The sequence below is a fragment of the Bacillus sp. ISO11 genome, assembly GCF_003458115.1.
GTDB classification, from domain to species: domain Bacteria; phylum Bacillota; class Bacilli; order Bacillales; family Bacillaceae_G; genus Bacillus_A; species Bacillus_A cereus.
Map to the genome: position 1 here is coordinate 1 of NZ_QXCO01000032.1, position 21194 is coordinate 21194.

The window sequence follows — 21194 nt, forward strand, 5'->3', positions numbered from 1 at the left end:
CCTTCATAGTTTGGTGATGATGGCAGAGAGGTCACACCCGTTCCCATACCGAACACGGAAGTTAAGCTCTCTAGCGCCGATGGTAGTTGGGACCTTGTCCCTGTGAGAGTAGGACGTCGCCAAGCAACTTTAAGACGAGTCAGAATGACTCGTCTTTTTTGTGTTTTCTTTTATAATCCATAGTAATTAAAAAAATGTGCTTAAATAATTACTATTTTGATTAAATGCAGGGGAATGTGGCTAGGATAGTGAATAAGCAAAAGAGTTGCAAATTTTATTAATACGTATATAATTAAAGTCAAAGATAGTCAAAGTCAATAAAGGTGGCGGATAAATGAGAAATATATCTGATATCATTGAGCAATATCTAAAGCAAGTTATTGACTTAAGTAATAATAATGTGATTGAAATCAAAAGAAATGAGATTGCGGATCGATTCGAGTGCGTACCATCTCAAATCAATTATGTAATCAATACCCGTTTTACATTAGAAAGAGGATTTGTAGTAGAAAGTAAACGTGGTGGAGGAGGTTACATTCGCATTATAAAAGTCAAACTGCATGATGATATAGACATTATTGATCAAATGCTTCATATGATTGATCATAGCGTTGCACAAGGGAATGCAGAGAGTATGATTATACGTTTATTAGAAGAGGGAATCATAACAGGCCGTGAAGCAAAACTAATGTTAAGTGTACTAGATCGTTCTGTATTATCAATGGATATTCCTTCTCGAGATGAACTTAGGGCTCGAATATTATGCGCAATGTTAAGAACACTGAAATATAAATAAATACAGCTTTTGTAAAAGAATGATAATTAAGATAGGGCAGTTAAATATTGTAGAAGTTTTCAAAAAGAGCATGTACTTTTATCTAAATGGATTAAGGAAAGAGGACAATCTAGTAATGTATGAAAAGTATCATGAGGTAGATCGTTCCTGTTGTAAAGGTGGGGATATTGATGACTTGTCAAAACTGTAATATAAGACCAGCAACTTTACATTATACAAAAGTAATCAACGAGAAGAAGGCGGAAGTTCATCTTTGTGAGCAATGTGCAGAGCAAAGTGGCTATACGTCTTTCTTTCAATCATCACAGTCTAACTTTTCATTTCATGATGTATTTGCTGGTTTATTACACGGTGAATCAACAATGTTTGGAGAAGGAAAAAACGGGTTTTCAAATACAAATACAATAAGATGTCCAGGTTGTAAGATGACATACGAACATTTTACAAAGGTGGGACGCCTTGGTTGTGCTTCTTGTTACGATACATTTAAAGGACACTTAAACCCATTGTTAAAACGACTTCATGGTGGACATACAGAACATTGTGGAAAAATTCCGGAACGAATGGAAGGAAATATCCACTTAAAGAAAGAATTAGATGAACTAAAACTTATTCTGAAACAATATGTACAGAATGAGGAGTTTGAGAAAGCTGCTGAGGTAAGAGATGAAATTCGAGGGCTTGAAACTCAGCTTAGTGAGCATAGAGAGGGGGAGTAGTTCTATGTCACTGGACAAAATTATGAATGAAGCGATTAGTCCATGGATGAAGGGGGATGGCCCTGATTCTGATATTGTTTTAAGTAGTCGAATTCGTTTGGCTCGTAATTTTAAGCAATATCAATTTTCTACTATGCAAAACGAAGAGGAAGCTCAAAAGGTTCAAGAATTATTTAAAAAGAAATTTATAAATAAAGCGGTAGAGCCCTTTGGGAAGTTTGGACTATTAAAAATGAATGAATTAACGCCTCTTCAAAGGAGAGTTTTAGTCGAAAAGCATTTAATTAGTCCAAATCTAGCAGGGACTGAATATGGAGCATGTCTGTTATCAGAAAGCGAACACATTAGTGTGATGCTTAATGAGGAAGACCACATTAGGATTCAGTGCCTATTTCCAGGACTACAGTTATCAAAGGCGCTTCAAAGCGCCAATCAAATAGATAATTGGATTGAGAAAGAGGTTGAATATGCTTTTGATGAATCACTTGGATATATTACGAGTTGTCCTACTAACGTTGGTACAGGATTAAGAGCTTCTGTAATGATTCATTTACCAGGGCTGGTTTTAACAAAAAGAATTAGCCGTATTATACAAGTAATTCAAAAATTAGGTTTAGTAGTAAGAGGAATATACGGTGAAGGTAGCGAAGCGTTAGGTAATATATTTCAAGTATCAAATCAAATGACGCTAGGGAAATCCGAAGAAGATATTATTGCAGATTTAAAGAGTGTCATGCAGCAAATTATACAACAAGAAAAATTGGCCAGAGAATTAATTGTACAAAATTCGAGTATTGAGCTTGAAGATAAGGTTTATCGTTCTTACGGTATACTAGCAAATAGTCGTTTAATTCAATCTGCAGAAGCGGCAACTTGCTTATCGGATGTACGACTTGGTATTGATCTAGGATATATAAAAGGTATATCGAGAAATATTTTGACTGAGCTAATGGTTCTTACGCAACCTGGTATTTTACAACAATACGCAGGAGGACCTTTAGGACCAGAAGAAAGAGATTATCGAAGAGCAACCTTAATCCGTGAGCGATTACGTATTGAAAAAAACTAAGCGCAAGTAGGAGGCGATTTCTATGATGTTTGGAAGATTTACAGAAAGAGCACAGAAAGTATTAGCTTTATCTCAAGAGGAAGCAATTCGCATTGGGCATAATAACATTGGAACAGAACATATTTTACTTGGGCTTGTACGCGAAGGTGAAGGAATTGCAGCAAAAGCGTTAATTGCTCTTGGATTGAGCCCGGAGAAAGTGCAAAAAGAGGTAGAAGCGTTAATTGGACGTGGAACAGAAGCTTCTCAAACTGTACATTATACACCTCGTGCTAAAAAAGTTATTGAATTGTCTATGGATGAAGCGCGTAAGCTAGGACATTCTTACGTTGGAACAGAACATATTTTACTTGGCTTAATCCGTGAAGGTGAAGGTGTAGCGGCACGTGTTTTAAATAATTTAGGCGTAAGCCTCAACAAAGCAAGACAACAAGTGTTACAACTTCTTGGAAGTAACGAAGCAAGTTCAGGTCACCAAGGTGGTTCATCGACAAATGCAAATACACCGACACTAGACAGTTTAGCGCGCGACTTAACAGTTGTTGCACGTGAGAATCGTTTGGATCCTGTTATTGGACGTAGTAAAGAAATTCAACGTGTAATTGAAGTGTTAAGCCGTAGAACAAAAAACAATCCAGTGTTAATTGGAGAGCCTGGTGTAGGTAAAACAGCAATTGCTGAAGGGTTAGCACAGCAAATCGTAAATAATGAAGTTCCTGAAACGTTAAGAGATAAGCGTGTTATGACACTAGATATGGGAACAGTGGTAGCTGGGACGAAATATCGTGGTGAGTTTGAAGATCGTTTAAAGAAAGTAATGGATGAAATACGTCAAGCAGGGAATATTATTCTATTTATTGATGAACTTCATACATTAATCGGTGCAGGTGGAGCAGAAGGTGCAATCGATGCATCAAATATTTTAAAACCATCTTTAGCACGCGGAGAATTACAATGTATTGGTGCGACAACTTTAGATGAGTATCGTAAATATATTGAAAAGGATGCAGCTTTAGAGAGACGTTTCCAGCCAATTCATGTTGATGAGCCGAGTCTAGAAGAATCAACTCAAATCTTGAAAGGTTTACGCGATCGTTATGAGGCCCATCACCGTGTGTCTATTACAGATGATGCAATTGATGCAGCTGTGAAACTTTCAGATCGTTATATTACAGATCGTTTCTTACCAGATAAAGCAATTGATTTAATTGATGAAGCTGCTTCAAAGGTTCGCTTACGTTCTTATACAACACCACCAAACTTAAAAGAGCTTGAAGTGAAGCTTGAGGAAATTCGAAAAGAAAAAGATGCGGCTGTACAAAGTCAAGAGTTTGAAAAGGCTGCTTCCTTACGTGATATGGAACAACGCTTACGTGAGAAATTGGAAGATACAAAGCGTCAGTGGAAAGAACAACAAGGAAAAGAAAATTCAGAGGTTACGGTAGAAGATATTGCAAATGTCGTTTCTACATGGACACGTATCCCTGTTTCTAAACTTGCACAAACAGAGACTGATAAATTATTAAACTTAGAATCCATTCTTCATGATCGTGTCATCGGCCAGGATGAAGCGGTAGTGGCTGTAGCGAAAGCTGTTCGTCGTGCAAGAGCAGGACTGAAAGATCCGAAACGTCCAATTGGTTCATTTATTTTCTTAGGACCAACAGGTGTAGGTAAAACAGAATTAGCAAGAGCGTTGGCAGAATCTATGTTCGGTGATGAGGATGCAATGATTCGCATTGATATGTCTGAGTATATGGAGAAACATTCAACTTCTCGCTTAGTTGGTTCTCCTCCAGGATATGTTGGGTATGAAGAAGGCGGACAATTAACAGAGAAGGTTCGTCGTAAGCCGTATTCAGTTGTCCTATTAGATGAAGTAGAGAAGGCGCATCCTGATGTATTTAATATTTTACTACAGGTATTGGAAGATGGTCGTTTAACTGATTCTAAAGGACGTACAGTTGACTTCCGTAATACGATTGTTATTATGACGTCTAACGTTGGTGCTGAGGCGTTAAAACGTAACAAACATCTTGGATTTAACGTACAAGATGAAAGCCGTGATTATTCGGATATGAAAGGTAAAGTAATGGATGAGCTGAAAAAGGCATTTCGTCCAGAATTCTTAAACCGTATTGATGAAATTATCGTATTCCATATGCTTGAGAAAAAACATATTCAAGAAATTGTGACTCTTATGGTAAATCAGTTAGTGAATCGCTTAAAAGAACAAGAAATTGAATTGCAATTAACAGAAGGGGCGATTGCAGCTATTGCTGATAAAGGGTTTGATCGTGAATATGGTGCTCGTCCACTACGTAGAGCAATTCAGAAGCATGTAGAAGATAGACTATCGGAAGAACTTTTAAAAGGTGCTATTGAGAAAGGACAAAAAGTTATCTTTGATGTAGAAGGGGAAACATTTGTCATTCATAGTGCTGAAAAGGTAAAATAAGTATAGACAAACTAAGAGGGCTACGAGATAGCCCTCTTTCTTGTACGAGAAGGTCAAATGTTTATAGATGAAAGCGAAGTGAAATATAAAAAGATATGGCTAAAAAGAAAACAAAATTCACATGTCAAGAGTGTGGTTATCAATCACCAAAATATATGGGTAAATGTCCAGGGTGTGGTCAATGGAATTCGCTTGTTGAAGAGATGGAACCCGTTGTATCATCCAGACGCCTAAATTATGCAAATGCAATTCAAACAGAAGTAACAAAACCAAGACGTCTTACAGAAGTAGAAACAAAGTCTGAGGCACGTATTGAAACAAAATTTCAGGAGTTTAACCGTGTACTAGGTGGCGGAATTGTAGATGGATCTTTAGTACTTATTGGTGGGGACCCTGGGATTGGAAAATCAACGTTATTATTACAGATTTCCTCGCAATTAGCAGATGCTTCATATGATGTATTGTATATATCAGGTGAGGAGTCAGCAAAGCAGATTAAACTTCGTGCAGATCGTTTACATGTAAATGGTAGTAATCTATTTGTTGTATCAGAGACAGATTTACAGCGTATTGCAGCACATATTGAAGAGATGAATCCTGCTTTTGTTGTTATTGATTCTATTCAAACGATACATTTACCTGAAGTGACATCAGCTCCTGGTAGTGTGGCGCAAGTACGTGAATGTACAGCAGAATTAATGAAACTTGCAAAAACAAAGGGAATCCCAATTTTCATCGTAGGACATGTGACAAAAGAAGGTGCAATTGCGGGGCCGCGTATGTTAGAACATATGGTCGATGCAGTTCTTTACTTTGAAGGAGATCGACACCATACATATCGTATTTTACGAGCTGTAAAGAATCGTTTTGGTTCTACGAATGAAATGGGTATCTTTGAAATGAAAGAACTTGGCCTTGCGGAAGTCTTAAATCCTTCTGAAATTTTCCTTGAGGAAAGACCAGTTGGAGTTGCAGGTTCAACAGTAGTTGCCTCAATGGAAGGAACAAGACCAGTTTTAGTAGAAATACAGGCATTAATTTCCCCTACTAGTTTTGGAAATCCTCGAAGAATGGCGACAGGAATTGATCATAATCGTGTCTCGCTTATTATGGCGGTACTAGAGAAAAGAACAGGTTTACTATTACAAAATCAAGATGCGTATTTAAAAGTAGCTGGTGGTTTGAAATTAGATGAACCGGCAATTGATTTAGCTGTTGCCTTAAGTATAGCTTCAAGTTTTAGAGATAAATCTACGGCACCAACTGATGCGGTAATAGGAGAAGTTGGATTAACTGGAGAAATAAGAAGAGTATCAAGAATCGAACAACGTGTACAAGAAGCAGCTAAATTAGGATTTCAACGTGCTATCATTCCTAGAAAAAATTTAGGGGGGTGGACAATTCCAGAGGGGATTGAGGTTGTAGGTGTTTCTAATTTAGGAGAAGCGCTTCGTTTGACATTAGGAGGCTAGGCTATGGAAGAAAATAAGCAACGTGTCAAAAGTATAATTAATATTTTACAGCTCGTGGCCCCGGGAACACCACTGCGCGAAGGGATAGATAATGTACTTCGTGCACAAACAGGGGGACTAATTGTTCTTGGGTATAATGAGCAGATTAAAAGCATTGTTGATGGTGGTTTTCATATTAATTGCGCATTCTCTCCTGCTAGTTTATATGAATTAGCAAAAATGGATGGAGCACTTATTTTAAATGAAACTGGAAGTAAAATTTTAATTGCAAACGCACAGTTAGTTCCGGATTCATCTATTGATTCTATTGAAACAGGTATGCGTCACCGAACAGCAGAGCGTGTAGCAAAGCAGACGGGCAGCCTTGTTGTGGCCATTTCACAAAGACGTAATGTAATTACGCTATATCAAGGGAACTTACGTTATACACTAAAAGATATAGGTGTCATTTTAACGAAGGCAAATCAAGCAATTCAAACGCTAGAAAAATATAAGGCTGTATGGAATGACGGCATTACGAATTTGGGTATTCTAGAATTTGAAGAGGTCGTTACAATGTCCGAGGTGGTTCACGTTTTACATAGTGTTGAAATGGTGCTGCGTATAAAAAATGAAATATTGAGCTATATTCATGAGCTAGGAACAGAAGGTAGGTTAATTCGTTTACAGCTTACAGAATTACTAGCTGATTTAGAGGCAGAGGCAGCATTGTTAATTAAAGATTATCACCAGGAGAAAACACAAGACCATCATCAAATCTTGAAAAAGTTACAAGATCTTGCAAATACACAACTTTTAGAGGATAGTGATTTAGTTAAATTACTTGGGTATCCAGGACAAACAAGTTTAGAAGAAAGTGTGACACCTAGAGGGTACCGAATCACAAGCAAGATTTCTCGTGTTCCGCCACTTATTATCGAGAATTTAATTAATCGATTTAAAACATTGCAAGGTGTTTGCCGAGCAACTATTAATGAATTGGATGATGTGGAAGGAATTGGAGAAGTGAGAGCGAAGAAAATACGAGAAGGTCTAAAAAGAATTCAAGAGCATCTCTATATGAGTAGACACAATTAAGAATATTACATTGATTCTATAATATAACGACACTAGAACATTTTTGGTATATGATATGATATATTGGTAAATAAAACTATTTACAAAAAAACACGTCCGCTTTTGCATTCGGCGTTTTGATTAGCGAAACAATGGTTAATAATGAGTAGGAGGTGGTTGGATGTTAAAACGGATTGTACAGCTCTTCTTTTTAGTGATCGGGGGAGCGTTAGGGATTTACTTAATCCCTAAAATTATTAATGTATTAGATATCGGTGCGGTTCCTTTGTTGGAAGGATCGTATGTTCGTGCAATTATTGGTGCAATTATTTTATTTTTAACAACATTTTGGCTTGTAGATTATATTGTTCAACTTATTAAGCATATTGAAGAGGCTCTTGTAAAGGCGCCTGTAGCAGATGTTTTATTTGGTACATTAGGATTAATCTCTGGTCTTATTGTTGCATATTTAATTTTGATACCAATTCGTGAATTTACAATTCCAGTTATTAGTACGGTGTTGCAAGTGTTCTTCACCCTTTTACTTGGATATTTAGGATTCCAAGTAGGATTTAAAAAGAGGAATGAATTGCTAGGATTATTTACATTACCCCAACGCGGAGGTAAAAAGAAAAACAATAGTGAGAATGAAGAGGTAGAGGTCGAAGCGGAAAAATCTACGACTCATTGGAAAATTCTCGATACGAGTGTAATTATTGATGGACGTATTGCAGATATTTGCCAAACAAAGTTTTTAGAAGGAACAATCGTCATTCCACAATTCGTATTAGAAGAGCTTCAGCATATTGCCGATTCTTCAGATGCTTTAAAGCGTAATCGTGGCCGCAGAGGGCTAGACATTTTAAATCGTATTCAAAAGGAGATGCCAATTCCGGTAGAAATTTATGAAGGCGATTTCGATGATATCCAAGAAGTAGATAGCAAGCTTGTAAAGTTGGCAAAAATCACTGGTGGAACTGTAGTAACAAACGATTTCAATTTAAACAAAGTTTCTGAATTACAAGGGGTTACGGTGTTAAACATTAATGATTTAGCTAATGCGATTAAACCAGTCGTACTCCCTGGTGAAGAATTAAGTGTTTATGTTGTGAAAGATGGTAAAGAACAGAATCAAGGTGTTGCATACTTAGATGATGGTACGATGATTGTAGTAGAAGATGGTAGAGAGTATGTGGGTTCACAACTTGACGTACTTGTTACTAGCGTATTACAAACATCGGCTGGTCGTATGATTTTCGCAAAACGTAAATTGCTAGAAAAAGCATTATAAGTAGAGGATTATTAATATGTATACATTAATTATTCCGGCAGCGGGCCAAGGGAAACGAATGGGTGCTGGTAAAAATAAGTTATTTTTACTTATAGATGAAGTACCAATTATTGTGCACACATTGCGTGCTTTTGAAAAAGATAAAGCGTGCAAAAGTATTATTATGGCAATTAACGAAGAAGAACGCCCGTATTTTGAAGAGTTGATGCAGAAGTACCAGATTGAAAAGCAGGTACAATTTATTCAGGGTGGAGCCGAAAGACAAGATAGCGTATATAACGCACTTCAGTATGCGAGTGGTGTCGAATATGTTCTTGTTCATGACGGGGCGCGCCCGTTCGTAACGAATAAAGTGATTCGCGATGTATTAACTGCAGCAGAAAAATATGGAGCTTCCATTTGTGCAGTGCCAGTAAAAGATACTGTTAAGAAAGTAGAGCAGGGTGTTGTTGTAGAAACGGTAGAGCGGTCTCAACTTAACGCTGTACAAACACCACAAGGATTCTCTGTTTCTCTTTTGCTAGAAGCTCATAGAAGCGCAAAGCAAAGTTGTTTTCTTGGCACAGATGATGCAAGTCTCGTAGAACGCGTTGGGAAGCAAGTTGGTGTAGTGGAGGGGAGTTACTATAATATTAAAGTGACGACTCCGGAAGATCTACTAATTGCTGAAAGTTTCCTTCGTGTTCAGAAGAAATAACGTTGATGATGTGTTAATAAAGAAAAGCTCGGCAACAGCCGGGCTTTTCTTTATAAGGATAGCGATATAATATAGAGTCATAAAGCTCAGTAGTTTAGCTTAAGGAGGAAGTAAGGATGTTTCGAATTGGACAAGGTTTTGATGTACATGAATTTGCGGAAGGGCGTCCGTTGATTATCGGTGGAATTACAATTCCACACGAGAAAGGATTAATTGGTCATTCAGATGCAGATGTATTGTTACATACGATTGCTGATGCATGTTTAGGTGCGATTGCAGCAGGAGATATCGGAAAGCATTTTCCTGATACAGACCCAGCTTTTAAAGATGCAGATTCAGCTGTATTGTTACAAAAAGTTTGGGAATTTGTGCGTGAACAAGGTTACGAGTTAGGAAATTTAGATTGTACAATTATTGCTCAAAAACCAAAAATGGCACCACATATTGAGAGCATGCGTAAGCGCATTAGTGAACTGTTAGAAACGTCTATCAATAACATTAATGTAAAGGCAACAACAACAGAAAAATTAGGATTTACAGGTAGAGAAGAAGGGATTGCTTCTCAAGCGGTTGTTTTATTACAGAAAAAATAATGGTTTTTAATTCGTAAGATGGATAATCACATTTTTTTGGTGTACAATTATAGAATGTGTTGACATTAAGAATGGAAGGTGTACCAATTATGGAAAAGCAAGTGAGAGTGCGCTACGCGCCAAGTCCAACAGGACACTTACATATCGGAAATGCGCGTACGGCATTATTTAATTATTTATTTGCTCGTCATTTAGATGGCAAATTTATTATTCGTATTGAAGATACTGATGTAAAACGTAACGTGGCTGGTGGAGAAGAAAGCCAATTAAAATACTTGAAATGGCTCGGTATGGACTGGGATGAAGGTGTTGATGTTGGTGGTGAATTTGGACCATATCGCCAAACAGAGCGTTTAGATATTTATAAAAAATTATATGAAGATTTATTAGAGCGTGGTCTAGCTTATAAATGTTATATGACAGAAGAAGAGCTAGAAGCAGAGCGTGAAGGACAAATCGCTCGCGGTGAAACACCTCGTTACGCAGGTAACCACCGTGAATTAACTGAAGAACAAGTGAAAGAATTTGAAGCTGAGGGACGTATTCCAAGTATTCGTTTCCGTGTACCAGCTGATCGTGACTACACATTCAAAGATATTGTAAAAGATGAAGTTGCGTTCCATTCAAATGATTTCGGTGATTTTGTTATTGTGAAAAAAGATGGAATTCCAACTTATAACTTTGCAGTAGCAGTAGATGATCATCTAATGGAAATTACACATGTACTTCGTGGTGATGATCATATTTCAAATACACCGAAACAAATGATGATTTATGAAGCTTTCGGCTGGGATATTCCACAATTCGGTCATATGACTCTAATTGTTAATGAAAGTCGTAAAAAGTTAAGTAAGCGTGATGAATCTATTATTCAATTTATTGAGCAATATAAAGAGCTTGGGTATCTTCCAGAAGCAATCTTTAACTTTATTGCACTACTAGGTTGGTCTCCGGTAGGAGAAGAAGAAATCTTCTCTAAAGATGAGTTTATCAAAATGTTCGATGCAGCTCGTTTATCAAAATCACCTGCATTATTTGATTCTCAAAAACTAAAATGGATGAACAACCAGTATATGAAAAAGCAAGATTTAGATACGGTTGTAGAGTTAAGCTTACCGCATTTAGTGAAAGCTGGACGTGTGGGAGAAACTTTAAGCGAACAAGACCAAGCTTGGATTCGTGATGTAATTGCTTTATACCATGAACAAATGAGTTTTGGAGCTGAAATTGTAGAGCTTTCTGAAATGTTCTTTAAAGATCATGTTGATTATGAAGAAGAAGGACAAGAAGTATTAAATGGTGAACAAGTACCTGAAGTACTTCGTGCATTTGCTGGTCAAATAGAAGCTCTAGAAGCAATGGAGCCAGCAGCAATTAAGGCAGCGATTAAAGCAGTTCAAAAGGAAACAGGACATAAAGGTAAAAATTTATTTATGCCAATCCGTGTTGCAACTACAGGACAAACGCATGGTCCAGAGCTTCCGAATGCTATTGCACTTCTTGGAAAAGAAAAAGTTTTAAATCGTCTTCAAAAAGTAATTGGTTAACATTTTCTAGGTTTAGAAATATAATAAGTATACCTAAAACCTAATAAGGAAAAGCGACGAGAAGGAGAAGTAGAAAATCAGGCTTTTTACAGAGAGAACCACCTTTAGGCTGGGAGTGGTTTATAAGCGGATTTTTGAAATGCCCCTTCGAGTCTTCTGCTGAACAGCGAATTGCTTCGTGGGATGTCTTAGGCCGCAAAGTAAGCAGGAGCGGTGTACACCGTTATCATGGATGAGTTTGAGGCTTTTTTAAGCCTAAACAGAGTGGAACCGCGCTTAAAAGGCGTCTCTGTCAATATGACAGAGACGCCTTTTTTTTATACCGTGTAAATAGGTATGAATATAGAATTTATCTCCTTATATAAAGAATTAGGGGAGAAGTGATGAGTTAGGGGAGTTAGTTCGTTCGACAAAAAAGCAGCCCATAAAGGGGAGGGAACACCGATGTTTAAGAGGCTTCGGGAAGATATTGAAGTCGTTTTTGAACAGGATCCAGCGGCAAGAGGTTATTTCGAAGTCATTTTAACTTACTCTGGATTACATGCAGTTTGGGCCCATCGAATTGCACATGCTTTTTATAAAAGAAATTTTTTCTTTCTTGCACGTTTTGTTTCACAAGTGAGCCGCTTTTTTACTGGCATTGAGATCCATCCAGGAGCAACTATTGGTCGACGCTTTTTTATAGATCATGGAATGGGAGTTGTAATTGGAGAAACTTGTGAAATTGGTGATAATGTAACGATTTATCAAGGGGTTACATTAGGTGGTACAGGAAAAGAAAAAGGGAAGAGGCACCCAACAATTCAGGATAATGTATTAATTGCGACGGGTGCTAAAGTTCTTGGGTCTATTACTGTGGGAGAGAATTCTAAAATCGGAGCAGGGTCTGTCGTATTAAAAGAAGTTCCTGCACATTCTACAGTTGTAGGTATACCTGGCCGTGTCGTTATTCAAAATGGAGTAAAGATTGGTCAAGAATTAAATCACTCTGACCTTCCAGATCCGATTTTTGATAAATTAAAGGCTATGGAAGTAGAACTTGATAAATTGAAGAAACAATTGGAATTAAAGGTAGAAAGGAAGGATAAAAATGACTATTCACATTTATAATACGTTAACACGTCAAAAAGAAGAGTTTGTTCCATTAGAAGAAAATAAGGTAAAGATGTATGTATGCGGACCTACAGTTTATAACTACATTCATATTGGGAATGCAAGACCTCCTATGGTATTCGATACAGTGCGTCGTTATTTAGAATACAAAGGATACGATGTGCAATATGTATCTAACTTTACGGACGTAGATGATAAATTAATTAAAGCGGCAAATGAATTAGGTGAAGATGTACCAACGATTGCTGATCGTTTTGTTGAAGCGTACTTTGAAGATGTAACAGCACTAGGTTGCAAACACGCAACAGTTCATCCTCGTGTAACAGAAAATATGGATATCATTATTGAATTTATTCAAGAACTTGTGAATAAAGGGTATGCATATGAATCAGAGGGTGATGTGTACTTTAAGACGAAGGAATTCGAAGGTTACGGTAAATTATCACATCAACCAATCGCAGATTTACGTCACGGTGCTCGTATTGAGGTAGGGGAAAAGAAACAAGACCCTCTTGATTTTGCTTTATGGAAAGCTGCGAAAGAAGGAGAAATCTTCTGGGAAAGCCCTTGGGGGCAAGGACGTCCAGGATGGCATATTGAATGCTCAGCAATGGCGCGTAAGTACTTAGGGGATACAATTGACATTCATGCTGGTGGGCAAGACTTGGCGTTCCCGCATCATGAAAATGAAATTGCGCAGTCAGAGGCATTGACTGGAAAAACGTTTGCACGTTACTGGATGCATAATGGATATATTAATATTAACAATGAGAAGATGTCTAAATCGCTGGGTAACTTTATTTTAGTTCACGATATTATTAAGCAATACGACCCGCAGTTAATTAGATTCTTTATGTTATCAGTACACTATCGTCACCCGATTAACTTTAGTGAAGAGTTATTACAAAGTACGAATAATGGACTGGAAAGAATTAAAACAGCTTATGGAAACTTAAAGCATCGTATGGAGAGTAGTACGGATTTAACGGACCATAATGAGAAATGGTTAGCTGAAATAGAGAAATTCCAGACTGCATTTGAAGAGGCAATGAATGATGACTTTAACACTGCAAATGCAATTACCGAATTATACAACGTAGCAAATCATGCAAATCAATATTTACTTGAAGAACATACATCTAAAGTTGTGATTGAAGCATACGTAAAACAACTGGAAACGTTATTTGATATTTTAGGATTAGAATTATCAAAAGAAGAATTACTGGATGAAGAAATTGAAGAGCTTATCCAAAAGCGCATTGAAGCTCGTAAAAATCGCGATTTCGCATTGTCTGATCAAATTCGTGACGATTTAAAAGAACGTAATATTATTTTAGAAGATACCGCTCAAGGTACAAGATGGAAAAGAGGATAAGGATGATTGATGCAAAGCAATTAAACAGCTTGGCGTTAGCGTATATGGGTGATGCGGTATATGAACAATATATCCGCTATCACCTCCTTCAAAAAGGAAAAGTTCGCCCTAATCAATTACATCGCTTAGGGACGAGCTTTGTTTCAGCAAAAGCACAGGCGAAAGTTGTTTATCATTTATTAGAGACGGCATTTTTGACAGAGGAAGAAGAGGCGGTATTAAGAAGAGGGCGTAATGCAAATTCAGGTACAGTTCCGAAAAATACGGATGTACAAACATATCGACATAGTACAGCCTTTGAAGCACTAATTGGTTATCATCATTTATTAAATAATCGTGAAAGATTAGACGAAATTGTATATAAGGCAATTGCAGTTTTAGAAGAAAAGGAAGGGGGCACATCATCATGACTAGTGAATATATTATCGGACGTAACCCTGTAATTGAAGCGTTAAGATCAGGGAGAGATATTAATAAAATTTGGATCGCAGAAGGTGCTGCCAAAGGACAAGTACAAATTGTACTAGCGTTAGCGAAAGAAAATAAGATTATTTTACAACATGCACCAAAGAAAAAGTTAGATCAATTAGTTGAGGGTAATCATCAAGGTGTAATTGCTCAAGTAGCTGCATATCAGTATGCAGAGTTAGAAGATTTATTCAAAGTGGCAGAAAAACGTAATGAAGATCCGTTCTTCTTGATTTTAGATGAGATTGAAGATCCGCATAACCTAGGTTCTATTATGCGTACTGCTGATGCAACAGGAGCTCATGGAATTATTATTCCGAAGAGAAGAGCTGTGGGACTTACCGCATCAGTTGCGAAAGCATCAACAGGAGCGATTGAATACATTCCTGTTGCGCGCGTAACAAACTTATCTCGTACAATTGATGAATTAAAAGAGCGTGGACTTTGGATTGCTGGTACAGATGCCAAAGGGAAAACGGATTACCGTAATTTAGATGGTACAATGCCGATTGGATTAGTAATTGGTAGTGAAGGAAAAGGTATGAGTCGTATTATTGGTGAAAAGTGTGATTTCTTAATCACTCTACCGATGGTTGGTAAAGTTACATCCTTAAATGCTTCAGTAGCCGCAAGTTTGTTAATGTATGAGGTATATCGTAAACGTCACGAAATTGGTAAATAAAAAATGAACGATATTTTAATCGTTGACGGCTACAACATTATCGGAGCTTGGGGAGATTTGAAGAAACTGCGGGATGTAGATTTACAATCATCAAGAGATGCGCTTATTGATAAGATGGCGGATTATCAAGGTTATACAGGCACAAAAGTGATGATAGTCTTTGATGCCTATACAGTCCATGGTATTGAAAAAAAGATGAAACAATCTCGTGTAGAAGTAATATTCACACGAAAGAATCAAACTGCAGACGAAAAGATAGAGCAACTTGCGATAGAGCTTAGAAATATAAATACACAAATATATGTTGCGACTTCTGATTATACAGAACAATGGGTTATATTTGCGCAAGGTGCCCTTCGAAAATCTGCGCGTGAATTAGAGTTGGAAGTACAAGCAATGGAACAACAAGTAAGAAGGCGTACAAAAGACGCGAAAGAACAGCAGCCCGCCATGCGAAAGATATTTAGTAAGGATATTACAGAAAAATTAGAAAAATTAAGAAGAGGAGAGCGTTGAAGCATTGACGCTCTTTATCTTTTTACTGTATAATATTGCTAAATAAATAGCGGTCGGAGGGATCAAGGTGGAAGCAGGCTTCGTAAGTATAGGCGACGTTACATTTCGTGATTTAGAGGATGAGGCAATCGTTGAGTTAGTTCGAAAAGGTAATACTGACGCTCTAGAATATTTAATTCACAAGTATAAGAACTTTGTTCGTGCGAAATCAAGATCTTACTTTTTAGTGGGTGCCGATCGAGAAGACATTGTTCAAGAAGGTATGATAGGGTTGTTTAAAGCAATTCGTGATTATAAAGAGGACAAGCTGTCTTCATTCAAAGCATTTGCTGAACTATGTATCACTCGACAAATTATTACCGCTATTAAAACGGCAACAAGACAAAAACATATTCCTTTAAATTCGTATGTGTCTTTAGATAAGCCGATTTACGATGAGGAATCTGATCGAACGTTATTGGATGTTATTTCTGAAGCGAAGGTGACTGATCCTGAAGAGATGATCATTAGCCAGGAAGAATATACAGACATAGAATCAAAAATATCTGAATTATTAAGCGATTTAGAAAGAAAAGTGCTTTCTTTATATTTAGATGGTCGTTCTTATCAAGAGATTTCAGAACAGTTAAACAGGCATGTGAAATCTATTGATAACGCTTTACAAAGAGTAAAGAGGAAATTGGAACGATATATGGAAATGAGAGAAAGTACAACTTTAAATTCATAAGAAGTAACAAGTGCTGCAGGTGTAAAATAAATCACCTGTTTTCTTTTGTAGAGAGTACAAAATGCATGTCATTGACATTGTCTTTTATTGTATGATACATTTTTAGGGACATAATGTTACAAGGTTGGTGTAACTAATGAGGAAAAAAGTTGTACTCTCATGTGAAGAGTGTAAAAATCGAAACTACTCTACTATGAAAGATACGAGCTCAATAGAGCGACTTGAAATAAAAAAGTTTTGTAAAACATGCAATCAGCATACAGTTCACAAGGAAACAAAATAAATAATTGAAATAATACACTGGAGGTCCCGCAGATGCGTTTAACGAACTTTTTCGGCGATGTAGGTCGCGAAATGAAAAAAGTAAGTTGGCCTAAAAAAGATGAATTACTCCGCTCAACAGCGACTGTTGTTGCTACAGTTGTGTTCTTTGCGATTTTCTTCGCAGTAGTTGATATGGGCATTTCTTCTTTAATTCGGTTAATTCTTGGTTAATTCTTGAATAAGAAGCACTTATCCATGATATAATGTTATTTATAAGAACTGTGTAAAAGCCCGGTGAACGGGTTTTTTCATTTGCGCAAAAAAATGTACGTCAGGGAGGGAAGGACGCTCGTCCTAAATGAATGGAAAAAAGTTGGTATGTTGTCCATACTTATTCTGGATATGAAAATAAAGTAAAAGCAAACCTAGAGAAACGTGTAGAATCAATGGGTATGCAAGATAAAATTTTCCGTGTTGTTGTCCCGGAAGAAGTAGAAGTAGAAATGAAAAACGGAAAAGAAAAATTAATGAAAAGAAAAGTGTTCCCAGGTTATGTATTAGTAGAATTAATCATGACTGATGACTCTTGGTATGTTGTACGTAACACGCCGGGTGTAACTGGGTTCGTTGGTTCTTCTGGTTCTGGATCTAAACCATCACCTCTATTAGAAGAGGAAGTTGTTACCATTATGAAACATATGGGAATGGACAACGAAGTGGTTGATTTCGACTTTGAACTTCATGAGACAGTACGTGTAAATGAGGGGCCATTCGCAGATTATACAGGTGCTATTGAAGAAATTGATGTGGAGAAGAAAAAGGTTAGCGTGCTTGTGGATATGTTTGGTCGCGAGACTCCAGTTGAACTTGACTTCCATCAAATTGAAAAATTATAAAATGAAACTTGAAATGAATTGTAAAAAGTGATAATATCTTTTAAGTCAGTACGTCTTCGTTATCGGAGACGTTTTTTGAAAGATTTTATCCTTACAGATAAAATATGACGTGGGAGGGCAAATCACTGTCCAATTGACCACATCACGGACTTAAGGAGGTGTGTCTCGTGGCTAAAAAGGTAATTAAAATGGTAAAGCTTCAAATTCCTGCAGGTAAAGCTAACCCAGCTCCACCAGTTGGTCCAGCATTAGGACAAGCAGGTGTTAACATCATGGGCTTCTGTAAAGAGTTTAACGCTCGTACAGCAGATCAAGCTGGTCTTATCATCCCTGTTGAAATTACGGTATTTGAGGACCGTTCATTCACTTTCATTACTAAAACTCCTCCTGCTGCTGTTCTTCTTAAGAAAGTAGCTGGTATTGAGTCTGGTTCTGGTGAACCAAACCGTAATAAAGTGGCAACTGTTAAGCGTGATAAAGTACGCGAAATCGCTGAAACTAAAATGCCTGACCTAAACGCTGCTAGCGTAGAAGCTGCAATGCGTATGGTTGAAGGTACTGCACGCAGTATGGGCATCGTTATCGAAGACTAATTCGATTTGTTTTTAAAAAAGGTTGCGGGTCTGGAATTCCAATTCGCAACCTTTATTATCGTAAATGATTATCGTTTTTAAATAAATGGATGGCGCTCATCCTCAGGTTATACCTGAAAACAGGCGTAAACGTGGGAGGTTATTCCGCTAAAACCACATTCGAGGAGGAAATAAAAATGGCTAAAAGAGGTAAAAAGTACGTAGAAGCTGCAAAGCTTGTTGATCGTGCAGCTGCTTACTCTGCAACAGAAGCAGTAGAATTAGTAAAGAAAACAAACACAGCTAAATTTGATGCAACTGTAGAAGCTGCATTCCGTTTAGGTGTTGACCCTAAGAAAGCTGACCAACAAATCCGTGGTGCAGTTGTTCTTCCACACGGTACTGGTAAAGTACAACGTGTATTAGTATTTGCTAAAGGTGAAAAAGCTAAAGAAGCTGAAGCTGCTGGAGCTGACTTCGTAGGCGATACTGATTACATCGGTAAAATCCAACAAGGTTGGTTCGATTTCGATGTAGTAGTAGCAACTCCTGACATGATGGGTGAAGTTGGTAAACTTGGTCGCGTATTAGGACCTAAAGGTTTAATGCCAAACCCTAAAACTGGAACAGTTACTTTCGATGTAACTAAAGCTGTTAACGAAATCAAAGCTGGTAAAGTTGAATACCGCGTTGATAAAGCTGGTAACATCCACGTTCCAATCGGTAAAGTATCTTTCGAAGATGCTAAATTAGTAGAAAACTTCAAAACAATTGCTGACACTTTACAAAAAGTTAAGCCAGCTGCTGCAAAAGGTACTTACATGAAGAACGTAACAGTTGCTTCTACAATGGGACCTGGCGTACGTGTAGACGTTTCTACATTAGCGTAAATTTTGGAAGTTGACTTCATAAAGAAGTTTTAATATAATCATTTATGTTGTGAATTTAATTAGTGTACCGTAGACAGTAGGTGTCAATAGACTTAATTTCCTACCTAGGTGTTAATATACGAAGCGGAATCTTTTTTCTGTGACTATATGCCTCCATGTCTACAAGTTGGGCATGGAGGTTTTTAGTGCACTTTCGGTACATCTTCTATATAATCTACAGGAGGTGTAATAACATGAGCAAAGTAATCGAAACTAAACAACAAGTTGTAACTGAAATCGCGGACAAACTTCGCGCTAGTAAATCTACAATCGTTGTTGACTACCGTGGTTTAACAGTTTCTGAAGCAACAGAATTACGTAAGCAATTACGTGAAGCTGGCGTTGAGTTCAAAGTTTACAAAAACTCTCTAACTCGTCGTGCTGCAGAATCTGCTGAAATGGCTGAGTTAAATGAATTCTTAACAGGACCAAACGCAATCGCGTTCAGTAACGAGGATGTAGTTGCTCCTGCGAAAGTATTAAACGACTTCGCTAAAGATCATGAAGCTTTAGAAATTAAAGCGGGCGTAATCGAAGGTAAACTTGTAACACTTGATGAGGTTAAAGCAATCGCTACTCTTCCATCACGTGAAGGCTTACTTTCTATGCTTCTTAGCGTTCTTCAAGCTCCAATCCGTAACCTTGCACTTGCTACTAAAGCAGTTGCAGACCAAAAGGAAGAGCAAGGCGCTTAATTTTTTAAAAGATAATTACGTATTATCGATAAAACAATACAAACCTATTTAAGGGAGGATATTTACAATGACTAAAGAACAAATCATTGAAGCAGTTAAATCTATGACTGTATTAGAACTTAACGACTTAGTAAAAGCTATCGAGGAAGAATTCGGCGTAACTGCTGCTGCTCCTGTAGCTGTTGCTGGTGGCGCTGGAGAAGCTGCTGCTGAGAAAACTGAATTTGATGTGGAACTAACTAGCGCTGGTGCACAAAAAATCAAAGTTATCAAAGTTGTTCGTGAAATCACTGGTCTTGGCTTAAAAGAAGCTAAAGAATTAGTTGACAACACTCCAAAAGTAATCAAAGAAGCTGCTGCTAAAGAAGAAGCTGAAGAAATCAAAGCTAAACTTGAAGAAGTTGGCGCTGCTGTAGAAGTTAAGTAATTAACTTTTGATGCTTTAAAAAAAGCTCGCTCTCATGCGAGCTTTTTTTTTAACTGTAAAGAAAAGAGGTGGCCATATGGCAGACCATTATTTTTCTAACGACCCTTCTAGTAAAAGTGATCGTAAGCGATGGGAGTTTGCCCTTCGTGGATCTCGATTCACTTTCTTATCTGACCATGGGGTGTTCTCGAAAAACGAAGTGGACTTTGGTTCCCGTCTTTTAATTGAAGCGTTTCAAATGCCAGATATTAAAGGTGATATATTAGACGTAGGTTGCGGATACGGTCCTATTGGTTTGTCGTTAGCGAAAGAGTTTCAAGGTCGTGAAGTTCACATGGTGGATGTGAACGAGAGGGCACTTGGGCTTGCGAAAGAAAACGCCGCTAATAACAAAATCGAGAATATACGTATTTTTCAAAGTAGCGTCTATGAAAATGTAGATGGTAAGTATGCTGCTATTCTATCTAACCCTCCAATTCGTGCGGGTAAAGATATCGTACATGAGATTTTAGAAAAAGCTGTGGAGTATTTAGTTCCAGATGGAGAGCTTTGGATTGTTATTCAAAAGAAACAAGGTGCACCGTCTGCGCTAAAAAAACTAGAAGAAGTATTTTTTGAAGTTGAGGTTGTAGAAAAGAAAAAAGGATATTATATCATAAAATCAAAAAAACGTTGACGGTTATTTTTGGCTATGTTAACATTATACAATGCCAATATATGATTTTCTGCGTTGAGAAAGATGTATATTTTTGTTTCTCTTGGAAAAGATAGTAAAATCAGCAGATTATGAAACAGAATGATGGTTTTCTTATAGAAGCCATTTTTCTTTTTT

24 protein-coding genes, 1 rRNA gene and 2 other annotated features are annotated in these 21194 nt (G+C 37.4%); all 25 genes read left to right on the plus strand.

Annotated features, from left to right (window positions below; translation table 11 throughout):
* Window positions 1-9 precede the first annotated feature (9 nt).
* Window positions 10-125 (plus strand): 5S ribosomal RNA (gene rrf / locus D1166_RS24995).
* A 209-nt stretch (window positions 126-334) separates the two neighbouring features.
* The gene (gene ctsR / locus D1166_RS25000; protein ID WP_001244565.1) at window positions 335-796 is read left to right on the plus strand and encodes a transcriptional regulator CtsR; all 462 of its coding nucleotides are present in this window, start codon (window positions 335-337) and stop codon (window positions 794-796) included.
* A gap of 170 nt (window positions 797-966) precedes the next feature.
* Window positions 967-1515, plus strand: a complete 549-nt coding sequence (mcsA, locus tag D1166_RS25005; protein WP_000128398.1) for a protein-arginine kinase activator protein McsA — start codon at window positions 967-969, stop codon at window positions 1513-1515.
* A 4-nt stretch (window positions 1516-1519) separates the two neighbouring features.
* Window positions 1520-2584, plus strand: a complete 1065-nt coding sequence (gene mcsB, locus D1166_RS25010) for a protein-arginine kinase McsB (protein WP_000050842.1) — start codon at window positions 1520-1522, stop codon at window positions 2582-2584.
* 22 nt (window positions 2585-2606) lie between these two features.
* The gene (clpC, locus tag D1166_RS25015) at window positions 2607-5042 is read left to right on the plus strand and encodes an ATP-dependent protease ATP-binding subunit ClpC (protein ID WP_000971184.1); all 2436 of its coding nucleotides are present in this window, start codon (window positions 2607-2609) and stop codon (window positions 5040-5042) included.
* Between the two features lie 95 nt (window positions 5043-5137).
* A complete protein-coding gene (radA, locus tag D1166_RS25020) occupies window positions 5138-6514 on the plus strand; it encodes a DNA repair protein RadA (RefSeq protein WP_001085202.1) in 1377 nt (458 codons plus the stop codon).
* Between the two features lie 3 nt (window positions 6515-6517).
* Window positions 6518-7591: a DNA integrity scanning diadenylate cyclase DisA gene (disA, locus tag D1166_RS25025; RefSeq protein ID WP_000392158.1), complete on the plus strand. Its 1074-nt coding sequence runs from the start codon at window positions 6518-6520 to the stop codon at window positions 7589-7591.
* A gap of 160 nt (window positions 7592-7751) precedes the next feature.
* A complete protein-coding gene (locus D1166_RS25030) occupies window positions 7752-8861 on the plus strand; it encodes a PIN/TRAM domain-containing protein (RefSeq protein WP_000919677.1) in 1110 nt (369 codons plus the stop codon).
* A gap of 16 nt (window positions 8862-8877) precedes the next feature.
* Window positions 8878-9558: a 2-C-methyl-D-erythritol 4-phosphate cytidylyltransferase gene (gene ispD / locus D1166_RS25035; RefSeq protein ID WP_000288286.1), complete on the plus strand. Its 681-nt coding sequence runs from the start codon at window positions 8878-8880 to the stop codon at window positions 9556-9558.
* 116 nt (window positions 9559-9674) lie between these two features.
* Window positions 9675-10151 (plus strand): 2-C-methyl-D-erythritol 2,4-cyclodiphosphate synthase, encoded by a 477-nt coding sequence (gene ispF / locus D1166_RS25040; RefSeq protein ID WP_000488388.1) that lies wholly within the window; start codon window positions 9675-9677, stop codon window positions 10149-10151.
* An 89-nt stretch (window positions 10152-10240) separates the two neighbouring features.
* The gene (gltX, locus tag D1166_RS25045) at window positions 10241-11698 is read left to right on the plus strand and encodes a glutamate--tRNA ligase (RefSeq protein ID WP_000415143.1); all 1458 of its coding nucleotides are present in this window, start codon (window positions 10241-10243) and stop codon (window positions 11696-11698) included.
* Window positions 11699-11745: 47 nt separating this feature from the next.
* Window positions 11746-11992 (plus strand) — a binding site (T-box leader).
* A 150-nt stretch (window positions 11993-12142) separates the two neighbouring features.
* On the plus strand, window positions 12143-12808 hold the full coding sequence (gene cysE, locus D1166_RS25050) for a serine O-acetyltransferase (protein WP_000476497.1): 666 nt from the start codon (window positions 12143-12145) through the stop codon (window positions 12806-12808).
* Window positions 12789-14186 (plus strand): cysteine--tRNA ligase, encoded by a 1398-nt coding sequence (gene cysS, locus D1166_RS25055; RefSeq protein ID WP_000152276.1) that lies wholly within the window; start codon window positions 12789-12791, stop codon window positions 14184-14186. The genes cysE and cysS overlap by 20 nt, the downstream gene beginning before the upstream one ends.
* Before the next feature lie 2 nt (window positions 14187-14188).
* Window positions 14189-14596 (plus strand): Mini-ribonuclease 3, encoded by a 408-nt coding sequence (locus D1166_RS25060; RefSeq protein ID WP_000564261.1) that lies wholly within the window; start codon window positions 14189-14191, stop codon window positions 14594-14596.
* Window positions 14593-15336 carry a 23S rRNA (guanosine(2251)-2'-O)-methyltransferase RlmB gene (gene rlmB, locus D1166_RS25065; RefSeq protein ID WP_000200237.1) on the plus strand — a complete coding sequence of 248 codons (744 nt, stop codon included), beginning with the start codon at window positions 14593-14595 and terminating at the stop codon, window positions 15334-15336. The genes D1166_RS25060 and rlmB overlap by 4 nt, the downstream gene beginning before the upstream one ends.
* 3 nt (window positions 15337-15339) lie before the next feature.
* Window positions 15340-15852 (plus strand): NYN domain-containing protein, encoded by a 513-nt coding sequence (locus D1166_RS25070; protein ID WP_000997880.1) that lies wholly within the window; start codon window positions 15340-15342, stop codon window positions 15850-15852.
* Between the two features lie 67 nt (window positions 15853-15919).
* Window positions 15920-16579, plus strand: a complete 660-nt coding sequence (locus tag D1166_RS25075) for an RNA polymerase factor sigma-70 (protein WP_000387193.1) — start codon at window positions 15920-15922, stop codon at window positions 16577-16579.
* A gap of 136 nt (window positions 16580-16715) precedes the next feature.
* The gene (gene rpmG / locus D1166_RS25080; RefSeq protein ID WP_014481927.1) at window positions 16716-16862 is read left to right on the plus strand and encodes a 50S ribosomal protein L33; all 147 of its coding nucleotides are present in this window, start codon (window positions 16716-16718) and stop codon (window positions 16860-16862) included.
* 32 nt (window positions 16863-16894) lie between these two features.
* Window positions 16895-17074 (plus strand): preprotein translocase subunit SecE, encoded by a 180-nt coding sequence (secE, locus tag D1166_RS25085; RefSeq protein ID WP_001241323.1) that lies wholly within the window; start codon window positions 16895-16897, stop codon window positions 17072-17074.
* Between the two features lie 131 nt (window positions 17075-17205).
* Window positions 17206-17739 carry a transcription termination/antitermination protein NusG gene (nusG, locus tag D1166_RS25090; protein WP_000415794.1) on the plus strand — a complete coding sequence of 178 codons (534 nt, stop codon included), beginning with the start codon at window positions 17206-17208 and terminating at the stop codon, window positions 17737-17739.
* A 167-nt stretch (window positions 17740-17906) separates the two neighbouring features.
* Window positions 17907-18332, plus strand: coding sequence for a 50S ribosomal protein L11 (rplK, locus tag D1166_RS25095; protein ID WP_001085872.1), 426 nt, complete (start codon window positions 17907-17909; stop codon window positions 18330-18332).
* A gap of 176 nt (window positions 18333-18508) precedes the next feature.
* On the plus strand, window positions 18509-19201 hold the full coding sequence (rplA, locus tag D1166_RS25100) for a 50S ribosomal protein L1 (protein ID WP_001987630.1): 693 nt from the start codon (window positions 18509-18511) through the stop codon (window positions 19199-19201).
* A gap of 49 nt (window positions 19202-19250) precedes the next feature.
* Window positions 19251-19395: a sequence feature (ribosomal protein L10 leader region), on the plus strand.
* 39 nt (window positions 19396-19434) lie between these two features.
* Window positions 19435-19935: a 50S ribosomal protein L10 gene (rplJ, locus tag D1166_RS25105; RefSeq protein WP_000048716.1), complete on the plus strand. Its 501-nt coding sequence runs from the start codon at window positions 19435-19437 to the stop codon at window positions 19933-19935.
* 67 nt (window positions 19936-20002) lie between these two features.
* A complete protein-coding gene (gene rplL, locus D1166_RS25110) occupies window positions 20003-20362 on the plus strand; it encodes a 50S ribosomal protein L7/L12 (protein ID WP_000159736.1) in 360 nt (119 codons plus the stop codon).
* A gap of 76 nt (window positions 20363-20438) precedes the next feature.
* Complete coding sequence (locus D1166_RS25115; protein WP_097856692.1) at window positions 20439-21038, plus strand: class I SAM-dependent methyltransferase; 600 nt, start codon at window positions 20439-20441, stop codon at window positions 21036-21038.
* Window positions 21039-21194: the final 156 nt, after the last annotated feature.

Coding starts and splice junctions, on each gene's coding strand:
- ctsR (WP_001244565.1), top strand. CDS start 335: ATGAGAAATATATCTGATATCATTGAGCAATATCTAAAGCAAGTTATT.
- mcsA (WP_000128398.1), top strand. CDS start 967: ATGACTTGTCAAAACTGTAATATAAGACCAGCAACTTTACATTATACA.
- mcsB (WP_000050842.1), top strand. CDS start 1,520: ATGTCACTGGACAAAATTATGAATGAAGCGATTAGTCCATGGATGAAG.
- clpC (WP_000971184.1), top strand. CDS start 2,607: ATGATGTTTGGAAGATTTACAGAAAGAGCACAGAAAGTATTAGCTTTA.
- radA (WP_001085202.1), top strand. CDS start 5,138: ATGGCTAAAAAGAAAACAAAATTCACATGTCAAGAGTGTGGTTATCAA.
- disA (WP_000392158.1), top strand. CDS start 6,518: ATGGAAGAAAATAAGCAACGTGTCAAAAGTATAATTAATATTTTACAG.
- D1166_RS25030 (WP_000919677.1), top strand. CDS start 7,752: ATGTTAAAACGGATTGTACAGCTCTTCTTTTTAGTGATCGGGGGAGCG.
- ispD (WP_000288286.1), top strand. CDS start 8,878: ATGTATACATTAATTATTCCGGCAGCGGGCCAAGGGAAACGAATGGGT.
- ispF (WP_000488388.1), top strand. CDS start 9,675: ATGTTTCGAATTGGACAAGGTTTTGATGTACATGAATTTGCGGAAGGG.
- gltX (WP_000415143.1), top strand. CDS start 10,241: ATGGAAAAGCAAGTGAGAGTGCGCTACGCGCCAAGTCCAACAGGACAC.
- cysE (WP_000476497.1), top strand. CDS start 12,143: ATGTTTAAGAGGCTTCGGGAAGATATTGAAGTCGTTTTTGAACAGGAT.
- cysS (WP_000152276.1), top strand. CDS start 12,789: ATGACTATTCACATTTATAATACGTTAACACGTCAAAAAGAAGAGTTT.
- D1166_RS25060 (WP_000564261.1), top strand. CDS start 14,189: ATGATTGATGCAAAGCAATTAAACAGCTTGGCGTTAGCGTATATGGGT.
- rlmB (WP_000200237.1), top strand. CDS start 14,593: ATGACTAGTGAATATATTATCGGACGTAACCCTGTAATTGAAGCGTTA.
- D1166_RS25070 (WP_000997880.1), top strand. CDS start 15,340: ATGAACGATATTTTAATCGTTGACGGCTACAACATTATCGGAGCTTGG.
- rpmG (WP_014481927.1), top strand. CDS start 16,716: ATGAGGAAAAAAGTTGTACTCTCATGTGAAGAGTGTAAAAATCGAAAC.
- secE (WP_001241323.1), top strand. CDS start 16,895: ATGCGTTTAACGAACTTTTTCGGCGATGTAGGTCGCGAAATGAAAAAA.
- nusG (WP_000415794.1), top strand. CDS start 17,206: ATGGAAAAAAGTTGGTATGTTGTCCATACTTATTCTGGATATGAAAAT.
- rplA (WP_001987630.1), top strand. CDS start 18,509: ATGGCTAAAAGAGGTAAAAAGTACGTAGAAGCTGCAAAGCTTGTTGAT.
- rplJ (WP_000048716.1), top strand. CDS start 19,435: ATGAGCAAAGTAATCGAAACTAAACAACAAGTTGTAACTGAAATCGCG.
- rplL (WP_000159736.1), top strand. CDS start 20,003: ATGACTAAAGAACAAATCATTGAAGCAGTTAAATCTATGACTGTATTA.
- D1166_RS25115 (WP_097856692.1), top strand. CDS start 20,439: ATGGCAGACCATTATTTTTCTAACGACCCTTCTAGTAAAAGTGATCGT.